Raw genomic sequence first — 20,654 nt, 5'->3', positions numbered from 1 at the left:
TTTCATCCTCCGTGCTACTACGGATATTGAAGAGAAGTTTGCGGTTCTGCTGCATGCTGCAGCGCTTTTCGGCAAAACCGCCTCCGCGTCGCAACGGCGGGAGCCGCGCGGTCAACGAGCCGATAATTGCGCGACGAGGCGCGTGGGAAAGTCCTGCTCGCAAAGAACGATAGGGCCGGCCCGCAGGCGGTTGGCGCGGGCCGCCCGCAATCGGCGGGGCTCTCGCCGCGCGCGCTCTTGAACGTTTCTTGGGCGTTGCCGCGATTTGCGCGATCCGCGCTCGAGGTAAACGAAGGGTTACCCTGCGGCCGAGCGGCTCGTGCGGCGCTAACCGAGCTGCACCGCCGTGGCAACGTCGGAGCGGGGGCGATGCTCTGCCAGGCAATCGTTGATGGCGGCGAGCAGCGCGTCCGGCGTGAACGGCTTACGCAGACAACGCGCGGCGCCGAGCTCCAGCGCCATCCGCAGGAAGTCGGGCGCGGGCGAGTTCAGATTTGCGAAAGCGTAGCCGGACATCGCAATCAGCGGAATCACCGGCGCCTGCTCGTGGAAAATCCGGATCGATTCGAACCCGCGCATGTGCGGCATGAAGATGTCGATGATCATCAGATCGAATTGCTTGTCCTCGAGGGCACGCAGTCCGGCTTCACCGCCCTCGGCGATCGTCACCCGAAAATTGTTGCGCTGGAGGTAGACCTCGATGGCCATGCACACCATCGGGTCATCGTCGACGACGAGAATATGGCGCAGATCGTCTCGCCCCAATTGAGCTTCCCGTTTCGGCGATTCAACGATTGAACCGTGGGGCACGCCTTTCTCCTTTGGTTTCGATGAGGGATGGAACGAACGTCGTTTGCGGAAGCGGACGAGGCGACGCGAACCGGCGCGATGGCCAGCGCGGATGCAATGCCTTCCAGCTCCTGAGGCCCCCTTGCCGCTAATTCCCGCGTACGCGTTGCAGGACGGCCGCCTCGCCAGCGAATCAGTGTGCGCTTCTTAACTCCGCCGCAAATGAAACAGCCTGTCTGCCCTCTAAGGGGTATATGGACGTCACCACAACCTTCAGGTTAGTATTTGCGCGCTGTGCACCTGAGTGACGAAGCCGCCCCGCCCGCCGACCATCGAACCCGCCGGATTGACCTGCATGACCGTGAGCGGGCCCCCGCCCAACCAGCTGCTGCAACTGCTCGACGCGGCAGATTTCGATTTGCTGCGTCCGTATCTCGCGGCGGTCGAAATGGTCAGTAAATCTGTCGTGGGTGATCGGCATTGCGCCGGGACACGTCTACTTCCCGCATGGTGGATCCGTTTCGATCAGGGTGAGCCTGTCCGAAGGACAGACGATCGAAATTGCGATGCTGGGCCGCGACCGCGTCGTGGGGACCAGTGCGGCACTTGCCGACGGCATCTCGCCGATGGACGCGGTTATGCTGTTCCCAGGCCTTGGTGGCGTGACGGGAGCACGATGCGAGCCCTGTATGCCGACGTGCACGCAGCGTCGACGCATCGCCAGGGCCGGACAACTTGTCTCAATTGCCAATATATCCCGACGCGAAGATGATGGAACTTACCCGCACACGACGTCATCCGCGCGCTGCGAATTCGAAGGCGCATGGGAACGGGGAGGCAGCCTTGGAAACGATGATGCGTCCATCCAACGGTTTCCTGTCCGCATTGTCGGCGGACGATTATGAATTGATCCGCCCGCACCTGCGAACGGCGGATCTGCCCCACGAGGCGGTGCTGGTCGAGACCGGCGAGACGCTCAGGCGCGCCTATTTTCCTCACCGCGGCGTCATCTCGCTGGTCGTGGAACTGGCCAAGGGCGAGCATGTGCAAGTCGCCATGATCGGCCGCGACAGCCTGCTCGGGACGCTCGCAATCGTGGGCGATGCGTGTGCGTTGAACACGGCCATCGTGCTGGTGCCCGGCGTCGCCTCGGTGGTGGATCTGGACCGCCTGCGCATGGCCGCCGACCAGAGCAGCACCCTGCGCGCACAGCTCTCGCGCCACGGGCTGGCGGTCTACGCCCAGGTGCAGCAGACCGCGGGCTGCAACGCCGCCCATCCGGTGGAGTCGCGGCTGTCGCGCTGCCTGCTGCACACTCATGATCTGTCGGGCGAGTCGCGTCTGCTGCTGACCCAGGAGACCATGGCCCAGATGATCGGAGCCCGGCGCAACAGCGTGTCGCTGGTCGCCAACTCGCTGCAGCAGGCCAATTTCATCCACTACAGCCGCGGGCACATCCAGATCACCAACCTCGACGGGCTGCGCCAGACGGCATGCGAATGCTACGCCGCCGTGAAGGGCCAGTACGACCGGCTGCTCGGCCCGCACTGAGCGCCGCCCGCTTGGTAAACCGGGCGCTAATGCCGGCCTGCAAACACCGGCCATCCCGCTACCGGAACTGAAATTCGAATGCCGTAGATACGCGACATGCCTCGCGCGGCGACGTGCCGCGCGACAACGAACCGTGATCAAGGCAGGCAAGGCCATGTTTGACGTCACCGTCGCGCCTGCGATGGCGCTCGATGCCGAACCCGCGCGCGAGCCGCGGGCGTACGAAGCGCTGGTGCGCGAGATCGGCGAGGACGGTGCCACTGAAGTGCGCGACGTGTTCTGGAGCGAGACCTGCGCACGCCTGCAATTGTTCCGCACGCTCTCGCCTGCGCAGCACCACGCCAAGATCGCGCGCGAAGCGCATTCGTTGAAGAGCGCGGCCGGAACGTTCGGCTATCTCAGGCTCGCAGCGCTGGCACTGCGGCTGGAGAAAACCGCGGAAAGCCTCGGCGAGGCCGAATTCCACGCGATGCTGGACCTGATGGATGCGGCCTACGCCGCCGCGCATGCGCAGGAGCCGCAAGGCTAGTTCGCTTTTTGGCGCGCCCTCGTCGCGCTACTTCGCGTAAAAGCGCTCCCGAACTACCGGCGCGTGTATTCCCGCCGTACTTCTACGGTTTGCGATTTTCACAGATGGCTAATCATAGCTGGCGATAGTCCCGGAAAACCAGGAGGGTTTTCCATGTTCACCTACGAGACCGCCGACCAGAAGGAGGTTCGTCGCTTCCGCATCGCACAGTTCAACGGCCGGATGGCGACGGTCAGGGCCGGCGAGTCGACCGTGACCGGTTTCGTGCGCTCGGTGCTGGAGCAGGAATCGAGCATGCCTCCCCGCTGGACCATCACGATCATTCCGAGCGCGCCGAAGGAAGAGATCAAACCGCTGCGTCCCGCCCCGCGCGCACGTCCGTTCGCCGAAGACTATTTCTGAGCGCGGATTTCCAAACTATCGAGATGGATCTTCGGCATCTCGTCCGCGCCGCCCGAGGGCGGCGCAACCAGCCCGGATCAGTCGATCGCATGCAAGAGCGCCGCACGGACGAGGTCCGCGGTGTTGCGCGCACCGAGCTTGCGCATCGCCTCGGCGCGATGACTCTCGAAGGTGCGCGGACTGATCTGCATGCGCAGCGCGCCCTGCTTGTTCGAGTAGCCTTCGCTGATCAGCCTCAGCACCTCGCGCTCGCGCTTGGTCAGCCGCTTCTGGCCGGACTGGCCGAGCAGATCGGCGCTCGGTGCGCGCGGCGGCTGCAGCACGCGGGCGGCCCTCGATTCTGCCTCCTCGGTGCTGGACGGGGCTGACAAGCCGCCCTTGTGAGCGCCGGCGAGCTGCTTGACCAGGCCGCAAACGCGCTCGGTCTGTGCCAGCGCGTTCTCCACCACCCGCTGCAGATAGGCACGATCGCCCATGGCGGGGACGAGCTGATCGCTGTGATGCTTGATCTCGCCCATGTAGAGCAGCAGCGCGGTCAGGGGGCCGTTGAGCTCGCGAGCGATCGCAGCCGCCATTTCGTCGGCCGCCTGCGCACGAACGGCGCTCAGACGGACGAAATCGGGCTCTTCAGCTGAAGCAGCGCTTTCGTGCCATTCCGACGGCCGCGAATCGGTGGCCGTATCATTCTGTGACCCCATGTCACTCGTTTACCGGAACCGGGGCGGGTCTGTGGTTAACTTTCTGCTCCGTAAGACTACGGTGATTTGGGCCCTTTTACGCTAAAATGACGGCTTCGGCACAATTTGTGCTTGCGCGACGTCGCACGCGACCATGTAGCGGTTGAGTTTTCTGCCCAGATCCTGGTCTCGGACGAGGAAAAGCTCCTCGTGCGGCCGCCTTGCTCCGACATGCGCCCCCCGGATTTTACGGATTAATTAACGGCGACTTGCTTCTCTAGGGAGGTTGAGAGCGCGCAAATGCCTCCACGCATTGGGCCCGCAAGCCCGCGGGCCACGCTGCGAAAGATTGCGTGCCATGGACGAGATCGATCGGCTGTCGGAATTTCTGCAGAGGCTGACGCCGCTGTCGCGCAGCTGTCTGCTCAGCGAGCTCGAGCGGCTCGAGCTGTGCGGCATCGACATGCCCGGTTCGGCCGACATCCAGGCGCGCTTGCGCGCCGAATTCCGCAAGGACGGATCGACCCAGGCGCGCGCCACCAGCCCGTCGCGCTATTTCTTCGCACCGCTGGAGCTGCTGCTGATCGACGGCGCGCCCGAGCATGCCAACATGGGGCGGATCTCGCGCAACACCCTCACCCCGATCTGGGAGTGGATCTGCCGCGACCTGCTGCCGACCATGGCGCGCGACTACATCAAGGCGATCGGCGACCAGGTCGCCGCCAACAACCCGAAGGAAGTGCAGAAGATCGCCTCGATCTTCCAGACCAAGGTCGTCAAGGTCCTCGAGAGCACGCTCAATTCGCCCGAGAGCGCCGAATCTGCGCGCGCCAAGCTCGGGCAATATACGGCCTCGCCCACCGCTTTCGACGACGTCGTGAAGATGCTGCATGTGTTGCGCGCCGGCGATGCGCTACCGAAGTTCAACGCGAAGCTGCCCGAGAAGATCGCGAAGTTCGACGATGGCCAGGTCGCCCAGATCACCGCGCAGCTCGACGCCTTCAAGAAGGCCCATCCCCAGGCGCTGCCCTTCGCGCTGGCGCTGGCGGCGCGACGACTGAAGACCTCATGGCAATTGGTGCGGCTTGCCACCAGGGCGGCTGCGAGCAAGGCCGCCGCAGACGTCGCCGCCACACCCTATGCCTGCGTCGTGCCGATGGTCCTCGACCGGCTCGACGACAAGCGCCTCGCACTTCGCGTCGCACTCCGGCACAACCGGGTGCTGATCGCCCGCGACCTGCTCGCCGAAATCTATGACACCGAATATGCGCTCAAGGTTCGCATCGACGGCATCGAGCATTGCGAATGGGGCGTCCGCCTCCAGCAATTGATGGACGCGATCGCGGCGCTGGTCTCCGCCGAGGTGAGCCGCTTCCCCTCCAATGTCGGCCACATTCTCGGCTCGCGGCGGCTGCGCAGCCACGACACGATCGGCGGCAAGCTGAGCTATCTGGCCTGGAAGGGACGCGACGCGATGCAGGACGGCGCGGCGGCGTTCCGCAAATTGATCGGGCAGACCTAGATCGGGTCCGGCCGCGAAGGCCACGGTGCACAGCGCGGCTAACGCGGCAGGCACAGGAAGCGATCCATGAATCGCCCTGACAGCACGAACCTGAACCACCAATACATCATTCGCCGCATCGACATAGCTGTAGTCCTCGACAGCCCTCCACCAGCTCGGGGAACCTTTAGCGCGAGTGCAGCAATGCGCGTGTGATGTACTTCACATTCTTGGCCGCTAGCCCGGACCCGTTGTCGCAGAATCGTCACGCGCGGAAGGCCGCGACGCGCGCATCGCGGGAAGGCGCGAGTTGAAAGTCGCCGTCGATTAACGCTGCGCCGGCTTGATCGCCGCCTCGGAGCAACCGCGCGCGTGCATCCCTCGACGCCGTCGAGCGGCAAGTCGCGCGCCGATCGCGCGCGCAGGCATTTCACCTGCAACAACCGGCGCTGCGCGTGTGGTGCTCGGGTATGCGAATTCATTTCGAAGAATCTGTCGACAAATTAGCTCGAATTGCAGGGCTTAACGTTACTCAGATAATTCAAGAACGATGTGAAGCTCTCCTTATTTGAACCCACGCTCCGCGGTTATGAAACCGTCACGGAACGGGAGTGGTGTTGCAATGAACGATGGGATGATTGAGCTCGTCGGACGAAGGCCTGTGACCTTCGGACGACGAAAGGTGACGCCGCGCGCCTGCGTGGCCGACAGCAAGCGTCACTTGCGCGCCTTTCTCAGCGAGATCCTCGAAGATCTCGGCTTCGTCACCTGCGAATGCGCCAGCGCCGACGAGCTGCAGACCGTGCTTGCCAGCGAACTGCCCGACCTGATCCTGCTCGGCGTCGCCGCCGACGGCATCGAGCCGGGACGATTCCTCGAAATCCTGGTGCGCGAGGCATTTGCCGGCAAGGTTCTCGCCGTCGGCGCCCGCGATTCGATCATCGTCAAAGCGGTGCGGCAGGTCGGTGAGGAATACGGCCTTGCGATGCTGCCGCCGCTGACGACGCCCTTTGCCGCGGAGACGCTGCGCGAGCGCGTTGCCATGCTGCTGCCGGAGGAGCCGGCGCCGAGCCCGGCCGTGCATGTCGGCGAGGCCTTGCATGCCGGCTGGCTCGAGCTCTGGTACCAGCCCAAGATCGACGCGCGCACGCTGGTCCGCAACGGCGCCGAGGCCTTGGTGCGGATGCGGCATCCGACCTGGGGCGTGGTGCCGCCAGCCTATTTCATCCCGGAGCCGCACGATCCGCATTTTCGCGCGCTGTCGGAGTTCGTGATCGATCGCGCCATGCAGGACTGGCACTATCTTCTCGAGCAACAAAGTCCGGTCGACCTGTCGATCAATCTTCCCGCCTCCTATCTCAGGGAGCCGCAGGCGGTGCGCGATCTCTGCCGCCGCGTGCCGACACACCCGGCCTTCGGCGGACTGACGGTCGAGATCGACAGCGAGGAGGCGATCCGCGAGCTCGATCTCCTGGGCGAGGTCGCGCGCGAGGTCGGCCTGCATAATATCGGCCTGTCGATCGACAATCTCGGCGCTAACTGGCCCTCGCTGATGGACCTGGACAAGATTCCCTTCGTCAAGCTGAAGGCCGATCGGCAATTCGTCACCGGCAGCGGCGGCGACCGGCTGAAGCGCACGGTGTGCCGTCACATCGTCGAGCTGGCGCAGGGCTTTGGCGCGCGCGCGGTGGCGCAAGGGGTCGAAAGCCGCGCCGATCTCGTCGCCGCGAACGAGCTCGGCTTCGACCTCGTGCAGGGCTTTCTGTTCGGCAAGCCGATGCCGCTGAAGAAGTTTGCACGGAGCGCGCTGACGCGAACCGTGATGGGATGAGCGCGTCGCGCTCCCAGCCCTGGAAGCGCGACGCGAGCTGTCTCGCAACTACGCGGTTACGGCGCGGAGATTTGTCGTCGATCGAATCACGCCAGGCTTGTCCGCCGCGCCGCATTCATCAGGCCGATCGAGGTGGAGCGCGAAACCGCGCGCCTCGGGCGACTCGAGCCCGGCGCGGAGCTGCATGCTCGGAATGACGTAGTCGCCGCCATTCTGACGCCGATAGGGAATCGGTGACGTTGTCGCAAGCGTTCTCATCCGCATCCGCAGGCGTTCGGCCGCCGCGGCGAAAGCGGCGTCGTCGAACCTGTCGGCCTGATAGACCACGAACGGCGGCAGGACGTCATAGCCGGGATAATAGAGAATGCCGTGATTGATCGGAAACAGCAGGTCGTCGATCGGCCCGTTGATGCCGCGGGCGGAATAATGGTCCTGCCAGCCGCCGGCGGTCACGATCAGCATCGCGCGTTTGCCGGCCAAGGTGCCCTCGCCGTAACGGTCACCCCAGCGCTTGTCGCTGTGCTCGCCGACGCCATAGGCGAAGCCGTAGGCGAACACGCGGTCGACCCAGCCCTTGAGGATCGCAGGCATGCTGAACCACCACAGCGGAAATTGCAGGATCAGAACATCCGCCCACAGCAGCTTCTCGATCTCGCCCTTGACGTCGGCGGTCAGCGTGCCCGCTTCGAACGCCTGCTTGGATGCCGCGGCGACCCCGAGACGCGCATCGATCGGCAGCGACGGGAAGTCGCCGCGATCGACCTCGGACCTCCAGCCCTCGGCATAGAGGTCGGAGACCCGCACGTCGTGGCCCTGGGCCTCGAGCTCTCTGATGGCGACATCCCTGAGCGAACCATTCAGCGAGCGCGCTTCGGGATGAGCAAAGACGATCAACACTTTCATGTCAGCACCATTGGATTGATGATTTGCGATCGGCAGATAGCGCCCTGGACCGCGATCCGGTAGAAGCGGCCAATGGATAAGATTGTGCCGGAAAATGGATAGGTCGGAGGTTACGCTCGAGCGCATGCGCAGCTTCGTGCGCGTCGCCGAGCGCGGAAGCCTGTCCGCGGTCGCGCGCGAGCTCGGGATCGGCCAATCCACGGTGACGCGGCACATTCGAGAGCTGGAACAGGCGGTCGGCGTGCCGCTGCTCACCAGGACCACGCGCAGGGTCACCGTGACGGCGGAGGGCCGCAATTACTACGCCGACTGCGTGCATATCCTGCGTCTCGTCGAGCACGCCGGCGACGAGGCGCGCTCGACGCGCGGCGCGCCGGCCGGAACTGTCCGGGTCTCCTGCACCGCGGCGTTCGGCGTGCTCCACGTCAGCCGCTTCATCTTCGCCTTTCAGGACATCTATCCGGACGTGTCGGTCGACCTCAGCCTGACGGACGAGCGGATCGACCTCGTCCGGGAGGGCGTCGATGTCGCACTGCGCTTGGGACCGCTCGCCGAAAGCTCGATGAAGCTGAAGCCGCTTGGCCAGTCGCGGCGGCTGCTCGTGGCCTCACCCGATTATCTCGCCGCGCGGGGCCGGCCCGCGCGCCCGCAGGACCTCGCCCATCACGAGGGCGTGCGGATGTCCAACATCGCAGGCAGTGATGTGCTCGTGCTGCAAGGGCGCCGCGGTGGCCGCCATGCGATCCCCTTCTCGGGGCGGCTGCGCCTGGATCACGGGCTGGCCGCGCGCGAGGCGCTCGCGGCGGGCCGCGGCATTGCGCCGGCGCATCTTTGGCTGGTCAGCGACCTGCTCGCGGACGGCCGCCTCGAACGCGTGCTGCCGGACTATTCGCCGCCGCCCGTTCCGCTGAACATGCTGATCGTGCCGGAGCGGTCCGGCGTTGCGCGCGTGCGCCTCCTGGTCGATTTCCTCGCCGAGCAGATCGCGCGATTGCCCGGGATCGAAAGGCCTCAATCCGGCAGGAGATAGAACAGGCGGTTTGATCTCACGCAAACCGCCGCGCGGCGCTCTGATCTGGTGCCGTGACGGCTGAACGCTTCGCGGTCAGCCATGGAACAACAAAAGTGCGAAAACAACCCCATGCACAGTAGACGGGGGTTGCAAGATCAATGGGTTAGGTGGGGGGCTGGATCAGGTGCGGGTCGGGCAGGATTTCGGGAGCCAAAAAGCCGAGGAATCTCCCGTCATTTGCTTCGTCGGGCAAAACAGGAGCATAGTGCCAAGATCGCACGAGGTCGCACAGGCAGGGTTCTGGCCGGGTCTCTTGAAGGCGTTTGCCGCCGGACGGTGCGCGTTTTTGTGCACTGTCACCGCAACATCCCAGCATCCGCTCAGGCGAATTGAGAATAGCGGGACAGCTGAAAGAAGGGCTCTGCCTGGTAGGACGGATCGGTGGCAAGGCGAGCAAGCCTTTGCCCGATGGCGGGCGCGAACTTCGCACCATGGCCTGAACACGCGGAGCAAACGATCAGGCGGGACTCCGGCCAGCGATCGATGATGAATTCCTCGCCCGCGTCTAGCAAGCGGTCGGCGGGCGCGGTGTTGGTGTAGAGGCAGACGTCTCGATCGATGATGGGCCCGGCCGCGCCCGGGACAAGGGCGGCCAACGCTTCGCCGATCGGGCGGAGTTCGGCATCGGTGGCGTGCGGACCCCAGTCGTCGGGGCCGACCACGGGCCCGTGGTTGTGAGGCGCAGCTTTGACGCCGCGCTGTTCGAAGTCCGGAAAGCCGTAGACCATGTCATCAGGACCTCGGTCCAGAATGAAGATCGGGAAACGACCGAGCGCCACAGTGTCGGGGCTAGCAGGCGCGAACCAGCCGACCGCCTGTCGGGTCACGTTGAGCAGCGCGCCCAGTCGCGGGAGTGCGCGACCGAGCCATGGGCCAAGCGCCAGAATCGCGCGCTCGGCGAAGAACTCTTCGGTCGCCGTGCGGATCGACACGCCGTCGCGGTGCGGCGTGAAGCTCGCGCGTTCCGGAATCACACGGTCGCGAGCGCGTGCGCGCATCAGTGTCATGACGACCTCAGTGTGCAGGATCGCGCCGCCGTCCTGCACGACGACGTCCCAGTCGCCGGGCAGGTTGAAAGCCGGAAATTCCTTGTTCGCTTGAGCCGCGGTCAACATCGGATCCGGGCGCCCTTTCGCGATCGCGGCCGCGCGCGAGGACGCCACCATGGCGGAGCCGGGGCAGCCGGCCTCCAGAATGGGGGTTTCCGTCAGAATTGTTTGACCGCTTTCGGTCTGCAGCCGGATCCAGCCGGCATGAGCCTCGTCGCTCAGGCCGGTGTAGTTGGGGTTTTCGAAATTGAAGCGACGGAAAATGCGACAAGAACCATGTGACGAGCCTCGATCCGAACCTGCTGCGATCGGGTCGAAGCCAAGCGCATCGACGCCGGCATCCAGCAATGCGCCCAGCGCTGCTCCGCCCATGAGCCCCAGACCCAGCACGGCGACTTCGCATTTTCGCATGAACGCCTCACAAGCGATGCTACGACGCGGCGATCATCCGGAGGATTTCGCGGGTTGGCAAGGGCTGCGGGGAGGGCGATTGCGGCCGGCATCGACAACGCCGTATCAGATCGTCTGCAGGCTTGCTCCGCCTCTCCCGCTTGCGGGAGAGCATAGGCCGCCTTCGGCGGCCGTCCTTCAAAAGGACGCCGAGGCGTAGCCTCGGCTATCGCGCTCGCAGAGCGCGGCGGGTGAGCGCTCTCGCCGCGCAGGGACGTCCTCAGTTAATCTCGATAATCCCAGCGCGGAGACACCCTCTCCCCACCCCTCCCCCGCAAGCGTGGGAGGGAGCGCACCTTCCCTTGTCGCGATCAAGCCTACTCGCACCCCGCCTATTGCGCTGGCAAAGGAATACGCCGCAGGACGTCGTCATAGGGTGCGAGGTCGAGATAGGCCGTGACCTCGGCCGCCTTGCCATCCTGCATGAGCATGATCCACGCATAACTGTTCGCGTAAGGCCTGCCGTCACGGGCCACACCGCTGCCTTCCCAATGCGCGATGACGTGATCACCATCAGCGAAGATCCTCACGGCAGTAGGACGCACCGGTGTCGACAATCGGCTGGCGAACGGGCGGACCGCTCGATCGAGGAACACCTCGCGCCCTCTGAACTCGCCGGCGCTTGGACCGGATCCCTTGATGCGCCACACCACGTTTTCGTGCAGCAGGTCATTGAAGAATCTGGTTCCTCCCGCCGCCCATCGATCGAATGCATCGGCGACGACCCGCTTGTTGTCGCCCTGCACCGAACTGGCCTGTCCGCAAGGCGCGGCCGTTGTCAGGCTGGATGCCGTGAAGATGACCGCATAGAAGCACCACGCAAGTACGCGATTGACCATGACTGCCATTGTGTCTCCCTTTCTGGTGCAAGATGTCGTTCTGCCCCGAAGTGATGCACGCGCGGTCGGTCGAGATCGGCGACCTGTTGTTGCTGATCTAGCCGCGCCGCGCGACGCGGGCGCCGCCAAAGATGAGTTGCTCCACCATGGGGCGGCGCAAGAAGCGGCCTGGAAAAATGGGATCTGGCGCAGTCGCCTGGTCGAGGCGCGCCATCTGTTCGGCAGACAACGTTATCCCGACCGCGCCGAAATTGTCTTCCGCCTGCTCCAGCGTGCGGGCCCCGATCACCGGCGCGGTGACCGCCGGATTGGCCAGCGTCCATGCGATGGCCACCTGCGAGGACGTTGCGCCGAGCTCCGTGGCGATGGTTCGCACCGTTTCGGCCGCGGCGAGCGATCGCTCGTTGAGAAGGCCGGACGACGCGATGATCGAGGCGCGTGTCGCTCCGACCGCCCGTTCCTGAGAATCCCTGAGATCGGCGCGGGTGTACTTGCCGGTGAGCACGCCGCCGCCGAGGGGCGACCAGGGCAGCACGCCCAAGCCGAGGGTGGCTGCCAACGGAATGAGTTCATGTTCGACGGTGCGCTCGACCAGATTGTATTCGATCTGGAGGGCAACGAAGGGCGACCAACCGCGCAGATCTGCCATCGTCTGCAGCTGTGAAATGCGCCAAGCCGGCGAGTTGCAGATGCCGACGTACAAAATCTTTCCGGTGCGCACGAGATCGTCCAGGCCGCGCATCACCTCATCCGGCTGCGTCGTCGCATCCCAAGCGTGGAGGTAAAGCAGGTCGATGCGGTCCGTATCGAGTTGCCGCAGGCTCTGCTCCACGGAACGAACCATGTTGAGCCGGTGGTTGCCGCCGGAATTGGGGTTGCCGGGATCGCGGGCCATGGTGAACTTGGTCGCGAGCACGAGGCGATCGCGCTTGTCCCGTGCGAACTGGCCGACCAAACGCTCGGAAGCGCCATTGGTGTAGTTCACCGCGGTGTCGATGAAATTGCCGCCGCGGTCGACGTACAGATCGAAGATCCGCCGTGCCTCATCGGCATCGGATCCCCATCCCCATTCGGTCCCGAAGGTCATCGCGCCCAGGGCAAGGGGAGATATGCGCAGGCCGGAGCGGCCAAGCAGGCGGTATTGATCGAGCGACGTCATCAGAGCCTCCTTCGTGTGGTTCGGAGGTAGTCCCCGGTGAGAGGTGGGAGAAGTTGGCCAATGATGACTGGGGTGGTAAGCCTAGCTAACCAATGACCACCGACCTGAACCTCGTCGCCGTTTTCATCGCGGTCGCGGAAGCCAAGAGCTTCCGTGGCGCCGCCGAGCGGCTCGGCGTGACACGATCCGCCGTGAGCCAAGCTGTCCGACGCATGGAAGACCAGTTGGGCGTGGCTCTCGTCCAGCGCACGACGCGCAGCGTCAGTCTCACCGAAGCCGGCGTGCGCTTGCATCAGCGCGTGGCGCCGGCGCTCGCCGAAGTCGAACAGGCGATCAATGGCGCCCGCGACCGTGACGCGCAGCCGACGGGGCAGCTGCGTCTCGCCGTCTCATCGATCGCCGAGCGTTTCATTCGCGGTCCATTGCTGGCCGAATTCACGCACGCCAATCCCGGCGTGCGGGTTGACGTGACCGTGACCGATGACGAATTCGACATCGTGGCCGAGGGCTTTGATGCAGGCGTCCGGCTCGGCGAAGTGATCGAGCAGGACATGATCGCCGTACCGGTCTCGGGCGATCAGCGCCAGCTGGTCGTGGCCGCTCCGGCCTATCTGGAACGGTTCGGCGCCCCCTCTCATCCGCGCGAGCTTGCGCAGCATTGCTGCATCGGGTGGCGGCCGGCGCCGCACGTCGCTCCCTACCGCTGGGAATTTGCGGAAGGAGGGCGCGAGTTCGACGTCGCGGTGGAGCCGAGGATCACGACCAACGACATGTGGGTCATGGTGCGGACCGCCTGCGCGGGAGGCGGCCTGACATTCGGCATGGAGGAAACGTTTCGATCCTATATCGAACGAGGAGAATTGGTGCCCGTGCTGGAGGAATATTGCCCGTTCTTCCCCGGCTTCTTCCTCTACTTTCCGGATCGGCGGAATCTTCCGCCGAAGCTGCGCGCGCTGATCGATCACGTGCGTTATCGGCCGAGCGGAAAGCGCTAGCGCGCAGTGAAATGAGGCTCGATCGCCGCAAAGACGAAGGTGCGCTCCCTCTCCCGCTTGCGGGAGAGGGTTGGGGAGAGGGTGTTTCCGCAATGGGACAATCCCCAAGAGGAGAAAGCCCTCACCCGGCGCTTCGCGCCGACCTCTCCCGCAAGCGGGAGAGGTGAACGAGCCGCGGCAATCCCTCAAGCCCGCTCTAGTTTGCCTTGATGCCGGCCTCGCTGATCAGCTTGCCCCATTTCGTGCTCTCGCTCTCAATGAAGCGGCCGAACTGCTCCGGCGAGGTCGGCGCAGGCTCCGCGCCGAGGGTCCGGATCTTCTCCGCCACGGCAGGATCCTTCAGCGCCTTGGTGAAGGCGTCGTTCAGCCGTCCCATGACATCCGCAGGCGTGCCGGCGGGCGCAACGAGCCCGAACCAGCCGACGGACTCGAAACCCGCAATGCCGCTCTCGGCCAGCGTCGGCACAGCGGGCAAGGATGAAAGGCGGCGGGCGGAGGAAACGCCGATCGCGTTGAGCTTGCCATCGAGGATCAACTGCCGCGATGCCGGAATATCCAGCACCGCGAAGGGGACATGCCCTGCGAGAACATCGACCGCCGCCGGCGCCGTCCCGCGATACGGGACCAGCTCCATCGCGATTCCGGTCTTGTGCGTGAACAGCGCGGCGGTCAAATGCATCGCCGTCGAGTTGCCGCCATGACCGATCGACAGCGCACCTGGCCTCGCCTTGGCAAGCGCGATCGTCTCCGCGGTGTTACGCGCCGGGATATTCGCGGATGCGACCAGCACAAAGGGAATTTCCGCGAGCAGGGTGATGGGCGCGAGATCCTTCAGCGCGAACGGCATCGCGGCGTTGAGGTGTGGATTCACCGTCAGCGCGCCTGCCGGCGCCACGCCGAGCGTGTAGCCGTCCGGCCTCGCCTGCGCGACCGCGGCCATGCCGATGTTGCCGCCGGCGCCGGCGCGGTTCTCGATCACCAGGCTCTGCTTGAGCTCGGCTGTGACCAGCGGCTCGAGCGCGCGGATGACGGTGTCAGCGCTGCCGCCGGGCGGGAAGGTCACGATGATCTTGATCAATTGCTCGGGATAGGCGGCGTGGCTTGCCTTCAGCGGCAACACCGCGAAAGTCGCGGCCGTCAACACGGCCAGGATGCGGCGCCTTGCGACGTGAAACACGTTCTCCTCCTCCATGCGTTCCTGTTTTTGAACTCGGCTTCTCGAAGTTGACCTGGCGAGCTGCGCCGCCAGCCGTCCGCTCGGTGTCGTCTTACGCCGCAGCGCCAGTGATACGTGCCAGCAGGCCCAGCGGGTTCTCCGGCGCGGACTGCCCGCGCCAGGCGATGTGCTGGTCGGGCCGCGCCAGCACGAGCTTCTCGGCATAGGCGCCGTTCGCCTCCTCCGGCGCAACGTCGACCAGCGCGAGCGGCACGCCCCGCTGCTTTGCAGCGTCTTGCAGCGGCGTCACATCGATCGCCGGGTCGAACCGCAGCAATGTGTAGCCGGGGCCGAAGGCGTCGTAGAGCGAGCGTCCGTCACGCAGGCACAAATGCGGCGCGCGAGCGCCCGGCACGGTGGAGGGCGTGAAGCTGCCCATCGCATAGGGCGGCGGCGTCTCGCCGTCATAGGCGATGATCGGCGAGGCATCGTAATAATAGCCAAAGTTGAGGCCGGCGCAGCAATATTGCTGCACGTTGAGATCGTAGGCCGCCTTCGCCAGCGCCGCGCGCGCCGCGTGGCCGCGCGGCGTGTCGTCCTCGATCTCGGCGGACACGCCGCCGCGCTGCGCCATCATCTTCATCGCATGGTCCATCGCAAAGCGCGACACCTGCTCGGTGATGGGCTGGCGCTCCGCCTCATAGGCATCGAGAATCGCAGCCGGCGCCCAGCCGTTCAGATGCGCCGCCAATTGCCAGCAGAGATCGACGGCATCCGCAATGCCCGCATTCATGCCGTAGCCGGCATAGGGCATCCACAGATGCGCGGCGTCGCCGCAGATGAAGACCCTGCGGTCGCGGAAACGATCGGCCACGAGGCGGCGTCCGACCCAATCCTCCTTGCTGAGCACGCGGTATTCGAAGCGCTCGTCGACGCCGAGGATGGCGCGGATGGCCCAGTCGCGATCGACCGAATCGAACTCAGGCTCGTCGGGCTTCAGGTGGTTGTGGATCAGCCAGCGGTCGTGACCGTCGATCGCAACAACGGTGCCGGAGCGGCGCGGGTTGAGCGCGAGCACCATCCAGGCCGGCTTGTGTGCGCCCATCAACTCCTTCAGTTGCGGGGCCTCGATGAAGGTCGACTGCACGCGCTGGATCACCGGCGTGCCGGACAGGCTGGCACCGATCGCTTTCCGAACGAGGGATCGGCTGCCGTCGCAGCCGATCACGAAGCTGGCTTCGATGCGGAGCGCATGTCCGCTGTCGAGATCGCGCGCCAGCGCGACGACGTGGTCATCGTGCTGCTCGATGTCGGTGATTTCGGTGCGCGGCAGGATCTTGATGCGCGGCTGCGCGGCGGCATGGCTGAACAGGATCGGCTCGAGATAGACCTGGTTGATCCGGTGCGGCGGCTCGGGCGTCGGCCACCAGGTGTCGGGGCCGCCCGTCGCGCTATAGCGGCGCGCGCGGGAGGGAATGTCGATGCGGCAAAGCTCGATCCCGGTCGCCGTGGTCCGATAGGAGCAATCGTTGGGAAAGTCCGCAGGAAGTCCCGCATCGCGCAGCTTGGCGGCAATTCCGAGCCGTCGAAAAATCTCCATCGAGCGCGCCGACACATGATTGCACTTGACGCTGGGCGGATCGCCGGCGTGGCGGATCTCCGCGACGACGACGTCGATCCCGCGCGAGGCGAGATCCATCGCCGCAGTCAATCCGACGGGCCCGGCGCCCACCACCAGCACTTGCGCTCTCATGCTCGCTCCAATCCTTGCCGCGGATTCTGTCCGCCCGCACATCATGCATTTTATTGCAGGCCCGCTTATGAGATAAGCCGGAAAGTACTCATCAATTCATGAGCTTTTCCGATGAATGTCACCTTGCGCCAATTGGAGGCCTTCACCGGCGTGTACCGGACGCGCAGCATCACGCGGGCCGCCCGCGAGCTCGGCATTACGCAATCGGCGGCGAGCCTGTTGATCCAGCAGCTCGAGACCCAGCTCGGCGTCAAGCTGTTCGACCGCTCCACGCGTTTGGTGCAGCCGACGCTGGCTGCCGACGAGGCGTTCCACGCCGCCGAACGTATGCTGAGCGATGCGCAAGGCCTGTCGCGCCGCATGCGCGACCTCGCGCAGGCCCGCGCCGGCCGCGTCGCGTTTCTCGCCTCGGCCGGCACCGCATCGGCGCTGCTGCCCATGGTGCTGGCGAAATTCCGCGCCAGCCATCCCGGCATCGAGATCGACATGCGGGATGTTGCCGCCGACGATCTCGTGCCACGGCTGGCCACGACCGATGCCGAGTTCGCGATCGGCAGCGTGGAAGGCGAATTCGCGGACATGACGATCGAGACGCTGACAAGCGGCCGCCTGAGCGCGATCGGCCGCCGCACCGCGGACTTCGCCGCACGTCGCTCCCTCACCTGGGACGAGCTGGCGCAACTGCCGACCATCGCGATGCGCCGGGAGACGCGGATCCGCATGCAGATCGATCAGGCCCTGAGCGCGCAGGGCAAGCGCCTCGATCCGACCTATGAAGTGACCTTGATCAACACCGCCCTCGCCATGACGGCGCAGGGTCTTGGTCTCGCCATCCTTCCCGCGACGATGCTGCCGGCCGACCAGTTCCCGACACTGATCGCAAGACCGCTCGTGCGCCCCGCCCTCACGCGACCCGTGTCGCTGCTGCAGCGCCAGGGCCGAACACTGTCGCCGGCGGCGCAGGCCTTCGTGGCGACGGCGCGGGCGGTGCTGGCCGGGCGAACGACACCGGCATCAGGTTGATTTTGCGGAGCTATTTGGAAGGATCGTCGTTGAGCTGGCGGAGAGGGAGGGATTCGAACCCCCGATAGGCTTGCACCTATGCCGCATTTCGAGTGCGGTGCATTCAACCACTCTGCCACCTCTCCTGAAGGCGCCATATAGGAGCTGGGCCCCTGTGGTTGGGGGCGTTAATAGGCGAGGATGGCGGGCCAGACAAGGCGCGAAAGGGGAAAATCCGCTGCCTCTTTCAGCCCTTGTCGTCCGGCTTGTCGACCCCTTGGCCTCTCGGCTCGAAAAGGAACCGCCATGGAGCACCTGACCGTCACGGCCAATGGCGCCGATTTCCACCTGGTCCGCGCCGGAAAAGGCAAACCGCTGCTTTTGCTGCATGGCTGGCCGGAATTCTGGCTGACCTGGGAGCCGGTGATATCGAGGCTTTCGGACCGGTTCACGCTTGTCGCGCCCGATCTGCGCGGCTTCGGCGACAGCGACAAGCCCGATGGCCCTTACGGGCCGGACGGGCACGCGGCCGACATGCTGGCGCTGATGGACAGGCTCGGCATCGACCGATTCGGCGTGGTCGGCCACGATGTTGGCGGCGCGGTCATGCAGCCCCTGGCCCGGCTGGCGCAGAAGCGATTCGCTGGGCTGTTCTTCTTCGATTTCGTCTATCCCGGGATCGGGCCGCGGATGGCGGCGCCCGATCGGCTCAACCACATCTGGTACCAGTCCTTTCACCAGATGCAGATGGCGCCACAGCTCGTTGGTGCGAGCCGGGAGAGCTGCCGGCTCTATATCGGCCATTTCCTCAAAGGCTGGGCGCACCGGAGCGACGCCTTCGACGAGGTGCTGGAGGTCTTCATCGACAATTTCCTGAAAGACGGCAACCTCGCCGGCGGCTTTGCGCATTACCGCGCCTCGCATGAAGGGCGGGTTGCGATGATGAAGGGCGAAGCGCCCAAGCTGCCGCCGATCGCGGTGCCGACCTGCGTGCGCTGGGCCGAGCACGATCCGCTGTTTCCTTATTCGTGGACCGATCGGCTGTCCGAGACCTTCAGCGATCTCGATCTGAAGATGTTTCCCGATGTCGGCCACTTCCCGCATCGGGAAGATCCGGATCGCGCGGCGAGCGAGATCGCGGCGTTCTTTGCGCGTGTGGGGTGGAGTTGAGGCGCAAGAAGGCCGAACTCGGGCAGCGATGGACCTGGTGCGGCGGCCTGCGCGCACGCCTCGTCCTTCGAGACGGCGCTTACGCGCCTCCTCAGGATGAGGCTCATCAGCGTCAGTGCCCGTTGAAGCTGCAGCCACGCACTCCGCCCTCATCCTGAGGAGCCCGCCCAAGGCGGGCGTCTCGAAGGATGGCAGCAGCGAAAACTCTCAAATGCCAATGTTCGGAAAACAAGGTGGGACCGCCAGACGCGGTAAACACTGGCGGTCCCGTGCCGCTCATTGAAATACTGGCCGTGAAGGGCGGCTTCGCCGGCCGAGTGGAAGCGACGGCTAGACCCTAGCGGGCGGCGGGTTTCCCGCAACGCAATCCGTCCCTTAACCTAACCGGTCAAGGTTACCCGGGCGCGGTAAGGCCGGGGGCGGACATGCGGTCAGCATGATCGAGACCGAAACCCCTCACCCGAACGGCATCTCTCGATGCCATTCGACCTCTCCCTTCGGGAGAGGTGGGCAGCGCCGCGTGGCCGATCGACCCTGGCCGCTCAGTCGCCCTTCTTGCTGTCCTTATCCTTTTTCTTCCCGCTCTCCGTGGAATCCCGGTCCTTGCCGTTGCCGTTCTCCTTGCGGCGATTGGTGAAGCGCGCGTTGCCGAGGCCGGTGCCGATGGTGAGCACGCCCCAACGCTGGACATGCTGCATGAACGGCACTTCCGACAGGCCCTGAACGACGCCGTCATTGTGCATCAGGATCGCGGTGTCGTGCCCGCCGATGCCGGGAATCGCCTCGACCAGGCTCGCCGGCAGGTTGAACTTGCTGCTTTCCCAATTGCCGGGCAGGTTCTGCGCGCCCTTCTCGATCGAGCCGTCCGCGTTGATCACGCCGGGACAAGCGATGCCGATGAAGGGTGCGAGCTTGAAGCCTTCGGCCGCGGCATCCTCGACCAGGCCTTGCAGCATCTTGACCAGCCGCTTCACGGCGGCTTCGCGGCTCGGCTCGTCGTCGGCATGGCGCCACAGCTCGGACTTGAAGACGATCGCCTTGGACAGGTCGGGCGCCTTCTTCCAGCGGGTTTCGACGATGCCGCAGCGGATGTTGGTGCCGCCGATATCGACGGCGAGGATGCTGTCATAGGCCTCGAAGATCCAGGACGGCGCGAGGTGCAAGGCTCCGATCAGGCCGGCATCGTCAGGGTCGAAGCGGATCGGCACCAGGTCGACCTTGAAGCCCTCCGATTTCAGGATGATCTCGGCGCGTGCAATGGCGATCTCGCCGAGCCTAGAGGCGCGAAAGCCGCCCCCGACCACGATGCATTCGGTCTTGGCCCAGGCCTTGGTCTTGAGGAATCGCCGCGTGACGTAGGCGAGCTCCTGCGCGAAGTCCTCGATCGCGCTGTGCACGACGGCGGTGGCCTCGGTGTCGTCGCCGACCAGAACGGCATCCAGGAGCTTCTTGCTGATCTTGTCCGACGGCTCGTCGCCGAACGGATCCTCGCCGCTCTTGCGTAAGGGCTTGCGCCATTGTTCGAGGATCTCGCGAAAGGCGCCCTTAGAGGCGCGGTCGCCGAGAAACCCGTCCTCGTCCTTGATCTCGATGTTGAAGCTGTCGACATCGACCGACGGCAGGCGGCTCGCCCCGTGCTGGGCGATGCCCGTCGTCTTGACCAGTTCGTCCGTCGCCATGATAAGCCCTTGCCCGCGTGTCCAATTTGCGAGGACACAACGGGGTGGGAACCCGTTGGTTGCAAGCCGGCGGCAGATTCAGCCCACGCGCTGCAACTCTCGCCAAATCCTTCAAATCCGGGCGGTTTTCGCCCAGTTTTCCTTGAC

At 65.1% G+C, this 20,654-nt stretch carries 18 protein-coding genes and 1 tRNA gene; 9 read left to right on the top strand and 10 right to left on the bottom strand.

The annotated features are described in order from the left end of the window. Positions 1 to 327 precede the first annotated feature (327 nt). Positions 328 to 750: a response regulator gene (locus ACNJYA_RS02280; RefSeq protein ID WP_439367567.1), complete on the bottom strand. Its 423-nt coding sequence runs from the start codon at positions 748 to 750 to the stop codon at positions 328 to 330. Positions 751 to 1,641: 891 nt separating this feature from the next. Between ACNJYA_RS02280 and ACNJYA_RS02275 the strand changes: the two genes are divergently transcribed. The 3 genes from ACNJYA_RS02275 (at position 1,642) to ACNJYA_RS02265 (ending at position 3,271) form a co-directional block, all read left to right on the top strand. Further along, positions 1,642 to 2,340: a Crp/Fnr family transcriptional regulator gene (locus ACNJYA_RS02275; RefSeq protein ID WP_172788851.1), complete on the top strand. Its 699-nt coding sequence runs from the start codon at positions 1,642 to 1,644 to the stop codon at positions 2,338 to 2,340. 154 nt (positions 2,341 to 2,494) lie between these two features. Beyond that, positions 2,495 to 2,869 (top strand): Hpt domain-containing protein, encoded by a 375-nt coding sequence (locus tag ACNJYA_RS02270; RefSeq protein ID WP_172788789.1) that lies wholly within the window; start codon positions 2,495 to 2,497, stop codon positions 2,867 to 2,869. Positions 2,870 to 3,022: 153 nt separating this feature from the next. Then, on the top strand, positions 3,023 to 3,271 hold the full coding sequence (locus tag ACNJYA_RS02265; RefSeq protein ID WP_172788790.1) for a hypothetical protein: 249 nt from the start codon (positions 3,023 to 3,025) through the stop codon (positions 3,269 to 3,271). Positions 3,272 to 3,348: 77 nt separating this feature from the next. Here ACNJYA_RS02265 and ACNJYA_RS02260 read toward each other — a convergent pair whose 3' ends face one another. Beyond that, complete coding sequence (locus tag ACNJYA_RS02260) at positions 3,349 to 3,969, bottom strand: LuxR C-terminal-related transcriptional regulator (protein ID WP_439365202.1); 621 nt, start codon at positions 3,967 to 3,969, stop codon at positions 3,349 to 3,351. A 337-nt stretch (positions 3,970 to 4,306) separates the two neighbouring features. Between ACNJYA_RS02260 and ACNJYA_RS02255 the strand changes: the two genes are divergently transcribed. Beyond that, complete coding sequence (locus ACNJYA_RS02255) at positions 4,307 to 5,470, top strand: hypothetical protein (RefSeq protein ID WP_212257629.1); 1,164 nt, start codon at positions 4,307 to 4,309, stop codon at positions 5,468 to 5,470. Between the two features lie 601 nt (positions 5,471 to 6,071). Then, positions 6,072 to 7,280: an EAL domain-containing response regulator gene (locus ACNJYA_RS02250; protein ID WP_212257630.1), complete on the top strand. Its 1,209-nt coding sequence runs from the start codon at positions 6,072 to 6,074 to the stop codon at positions 7,278 to 7,280. 48 nt (positions 7,281 to 7,328) lie between these two features. On the opposite strand, the gene ACNJYA_RS02245 is transcribed toward ACNJYA_RS02250, so the two are convergent. Beyond that, complete coding sequence (locus ACNJYA_RS02245; protein ID WP_212257631.1) at positions 7,329 to 8,183, bottom strand: NAD(P)H-dependent oxidoreductase; 855 nt, start codon at positions 8,181 to 8,183, stop codon at positions 7,329 to 7,331. 94 nt (positions 8,184 to 8,277) lie between these two features. Between ACNJYA_RS02245 and ACNJYA_RS02240 the strand changes: the two genes are divergently transcribed. Then, positions 8,278 to 9,213 carry a LysR family transcriptional regulator gene (locus ACNJYA_RS02240; RefSeq protein WP_439365201.1) on the top strand — a complete coding sequence of 312 codons (936 nt, stop codon included), beginning with the start codon at positions 8,278 to 8,280 and terminating at the stop codon, positions 9,211 to 9,213. Between the two features lie 362 nt (positions 9,214 to 9,575). On the opposite strand, the gene ACNJYA_RS02235 is transcribed toward ACNJYA_RS02240, so the two are convergent. From ACNJYA_RS02235 to ACNJYA_RS02225, 3 genes are all read right to left on the bottom strand, one after another. Beyond that, on the bottom strand, positions 9,576 to 10,715 hold the full coding sequence (locus ACNJYA_RS02235) for an FAD-dependent oxidoreductase (RefSeq protein ID WP_439401957.1): 1,140 nt from the start codon (positions 10,713 to 10,715) through the stop codon (positions 9,576 to 9,578). 371 nt (positions 10,716 to 11,086) lie between these two features. Next, positions 11,087 to 11,602, bottom strand: a complete 516-nt coding sequence (locus ACNJYA_RS02230) for a nuclear transport factor 2 family protein (RefSeq protein WP_260381618.1) — start codon at positions 11,600 to 11,602, stop codon at positions 11,087 to 11,089. Between the two features lie 88 nt (positions 11,603 to 11,690). Beyond that, a complete protein-coding gene (locus tag ACNJYA_RS02225; RefSeq protein ID WP_439401956.1) occupies positions 11,691 to 12,752 on the bottom strand; it encodes an aldo/keto reductase in 1,062 nt (353 codons plus the stop codon). Between the two features lie 92 nt (positions 12,753 to 12,844). On the opposite strand from ACNJYA_RS02225, the gene ACNJYA_RS02220 reads away from it, so the two are divergent. Beyond that, entirely contained in the window at positions 12,845 to 13,747 is a 903-nt protein-coding gene (locus tag ACNJYA_RS02220) for a LysR family transcriptional regulator (RefSeq protein WP_172788800.1), read from the top strand. A gap of 196 nt (positions 13,748 to 13,943) precedes the next feature. Here ACNJYA_RS02220 and ACNJYA_RS02215 read toward each other — a convergent pair whose 3' ends face one another. Together ACNJYA_RS02215 and ACNJYA_RS02210 are read right to left on the bottom strand one after the other, a co-directional pair. Further along, on the bottom strand, positions 13,944 to 14,924 hold the full coding sequence (locus ACNJYA_RS02215) for a Bug family tripartite tricarboxylate transporter substrate binding protein (protein WP_439401955.1): 981 nt from the start codon (positions 14,922 to 14,924) through the stop codon (positions 13,944 to 13,946). 91 nt (positions 14,925 to 15,015) lie between these two features. Further along, positions 15,016 to 16,656, bottom strand: a complete 1,641-nt coding sequence (locus tag ACNJYA_RS02210) for an FAD-dependent oxidoreductase (RefSeq protein ID WP_439401954.1) — start codon at positions 16,654 to 16,656, stop codon at positions 15,016 to 15,018. A gap of 111 nt (positions 16,657 to 16,767) precedes the next feature. Between ACNJYA_RS02210 and ACNJYA_RS02205 the strand changes: the two genes are divergently transcribed. Then, a complete protein-coding gene (locus ACNJYA_RS02205) occupies positions 16,768 to 17,679 on the top strand; it encodes a LysR family transcriptional regulator (protein ID WP_439401953.1) in 912 nt (303 codons plus the stop codon). A gap of 35 nt (positions 17,680 to 17,714) precedes the next feature. Here ACNJYA_RS02205 and ACNJYA_RS02200 read toward each other — a convergent pair. Further along, a tRNA-Ser gene (locus ACNJYA_RS02200) sits at positions 17,715 to 17,804 on the bottom strand. A gap of 160 nt (positions 17,805 to 17,964) precedes the next feature. On the opposite strand from ACNJYA_RS02200, the gene ACNJYA_RS02195 reads away from it, so the two are divergent. After that, positions 17,965 to 18,828, top strand: coding sequence for an alpha/beta fold hydrolase (locus ACNJYA_RS02195; RefSeq protein ID WP_212257640.1), 864 nt, complete (start codon positions 17,965 to 17,967; stop codon positions 18,826 to 18,828). A gap of 542 nt (positions 18,829 to 19,370) precedes the next feature. Here the strand turns inward: ACNJYA_RS02195 and ACNJYA_RS02190 are convergent. Further along, a complete protein-coding gene (locus tag ACNJYA_RS02190) occupies positions 19,371 to 20,507 on the bottom strand; it encodes an ROK family protein (protein WP_212257641.1) in 1,137 nt (378 codons plus the stop codon). Between the last annotated feature and the right edge of the window lie 147 nt (positions 20,508 to 20,654).

Origin of the sequence: Bradyrhizobium sp. BLXBL-01, assembly GCF_051853025.1 — a bacterium.
In the GTDB taxonomy this organism is placed as follows: Bacteria; Pseudomonadota; Alphaproteobacteria; order Rhizobiales; family Xanthobacteraceae; genus Bradyrhizobium.
This window is presented reverse-complemented; position numbering and strand designations above follow the sequence as displayed.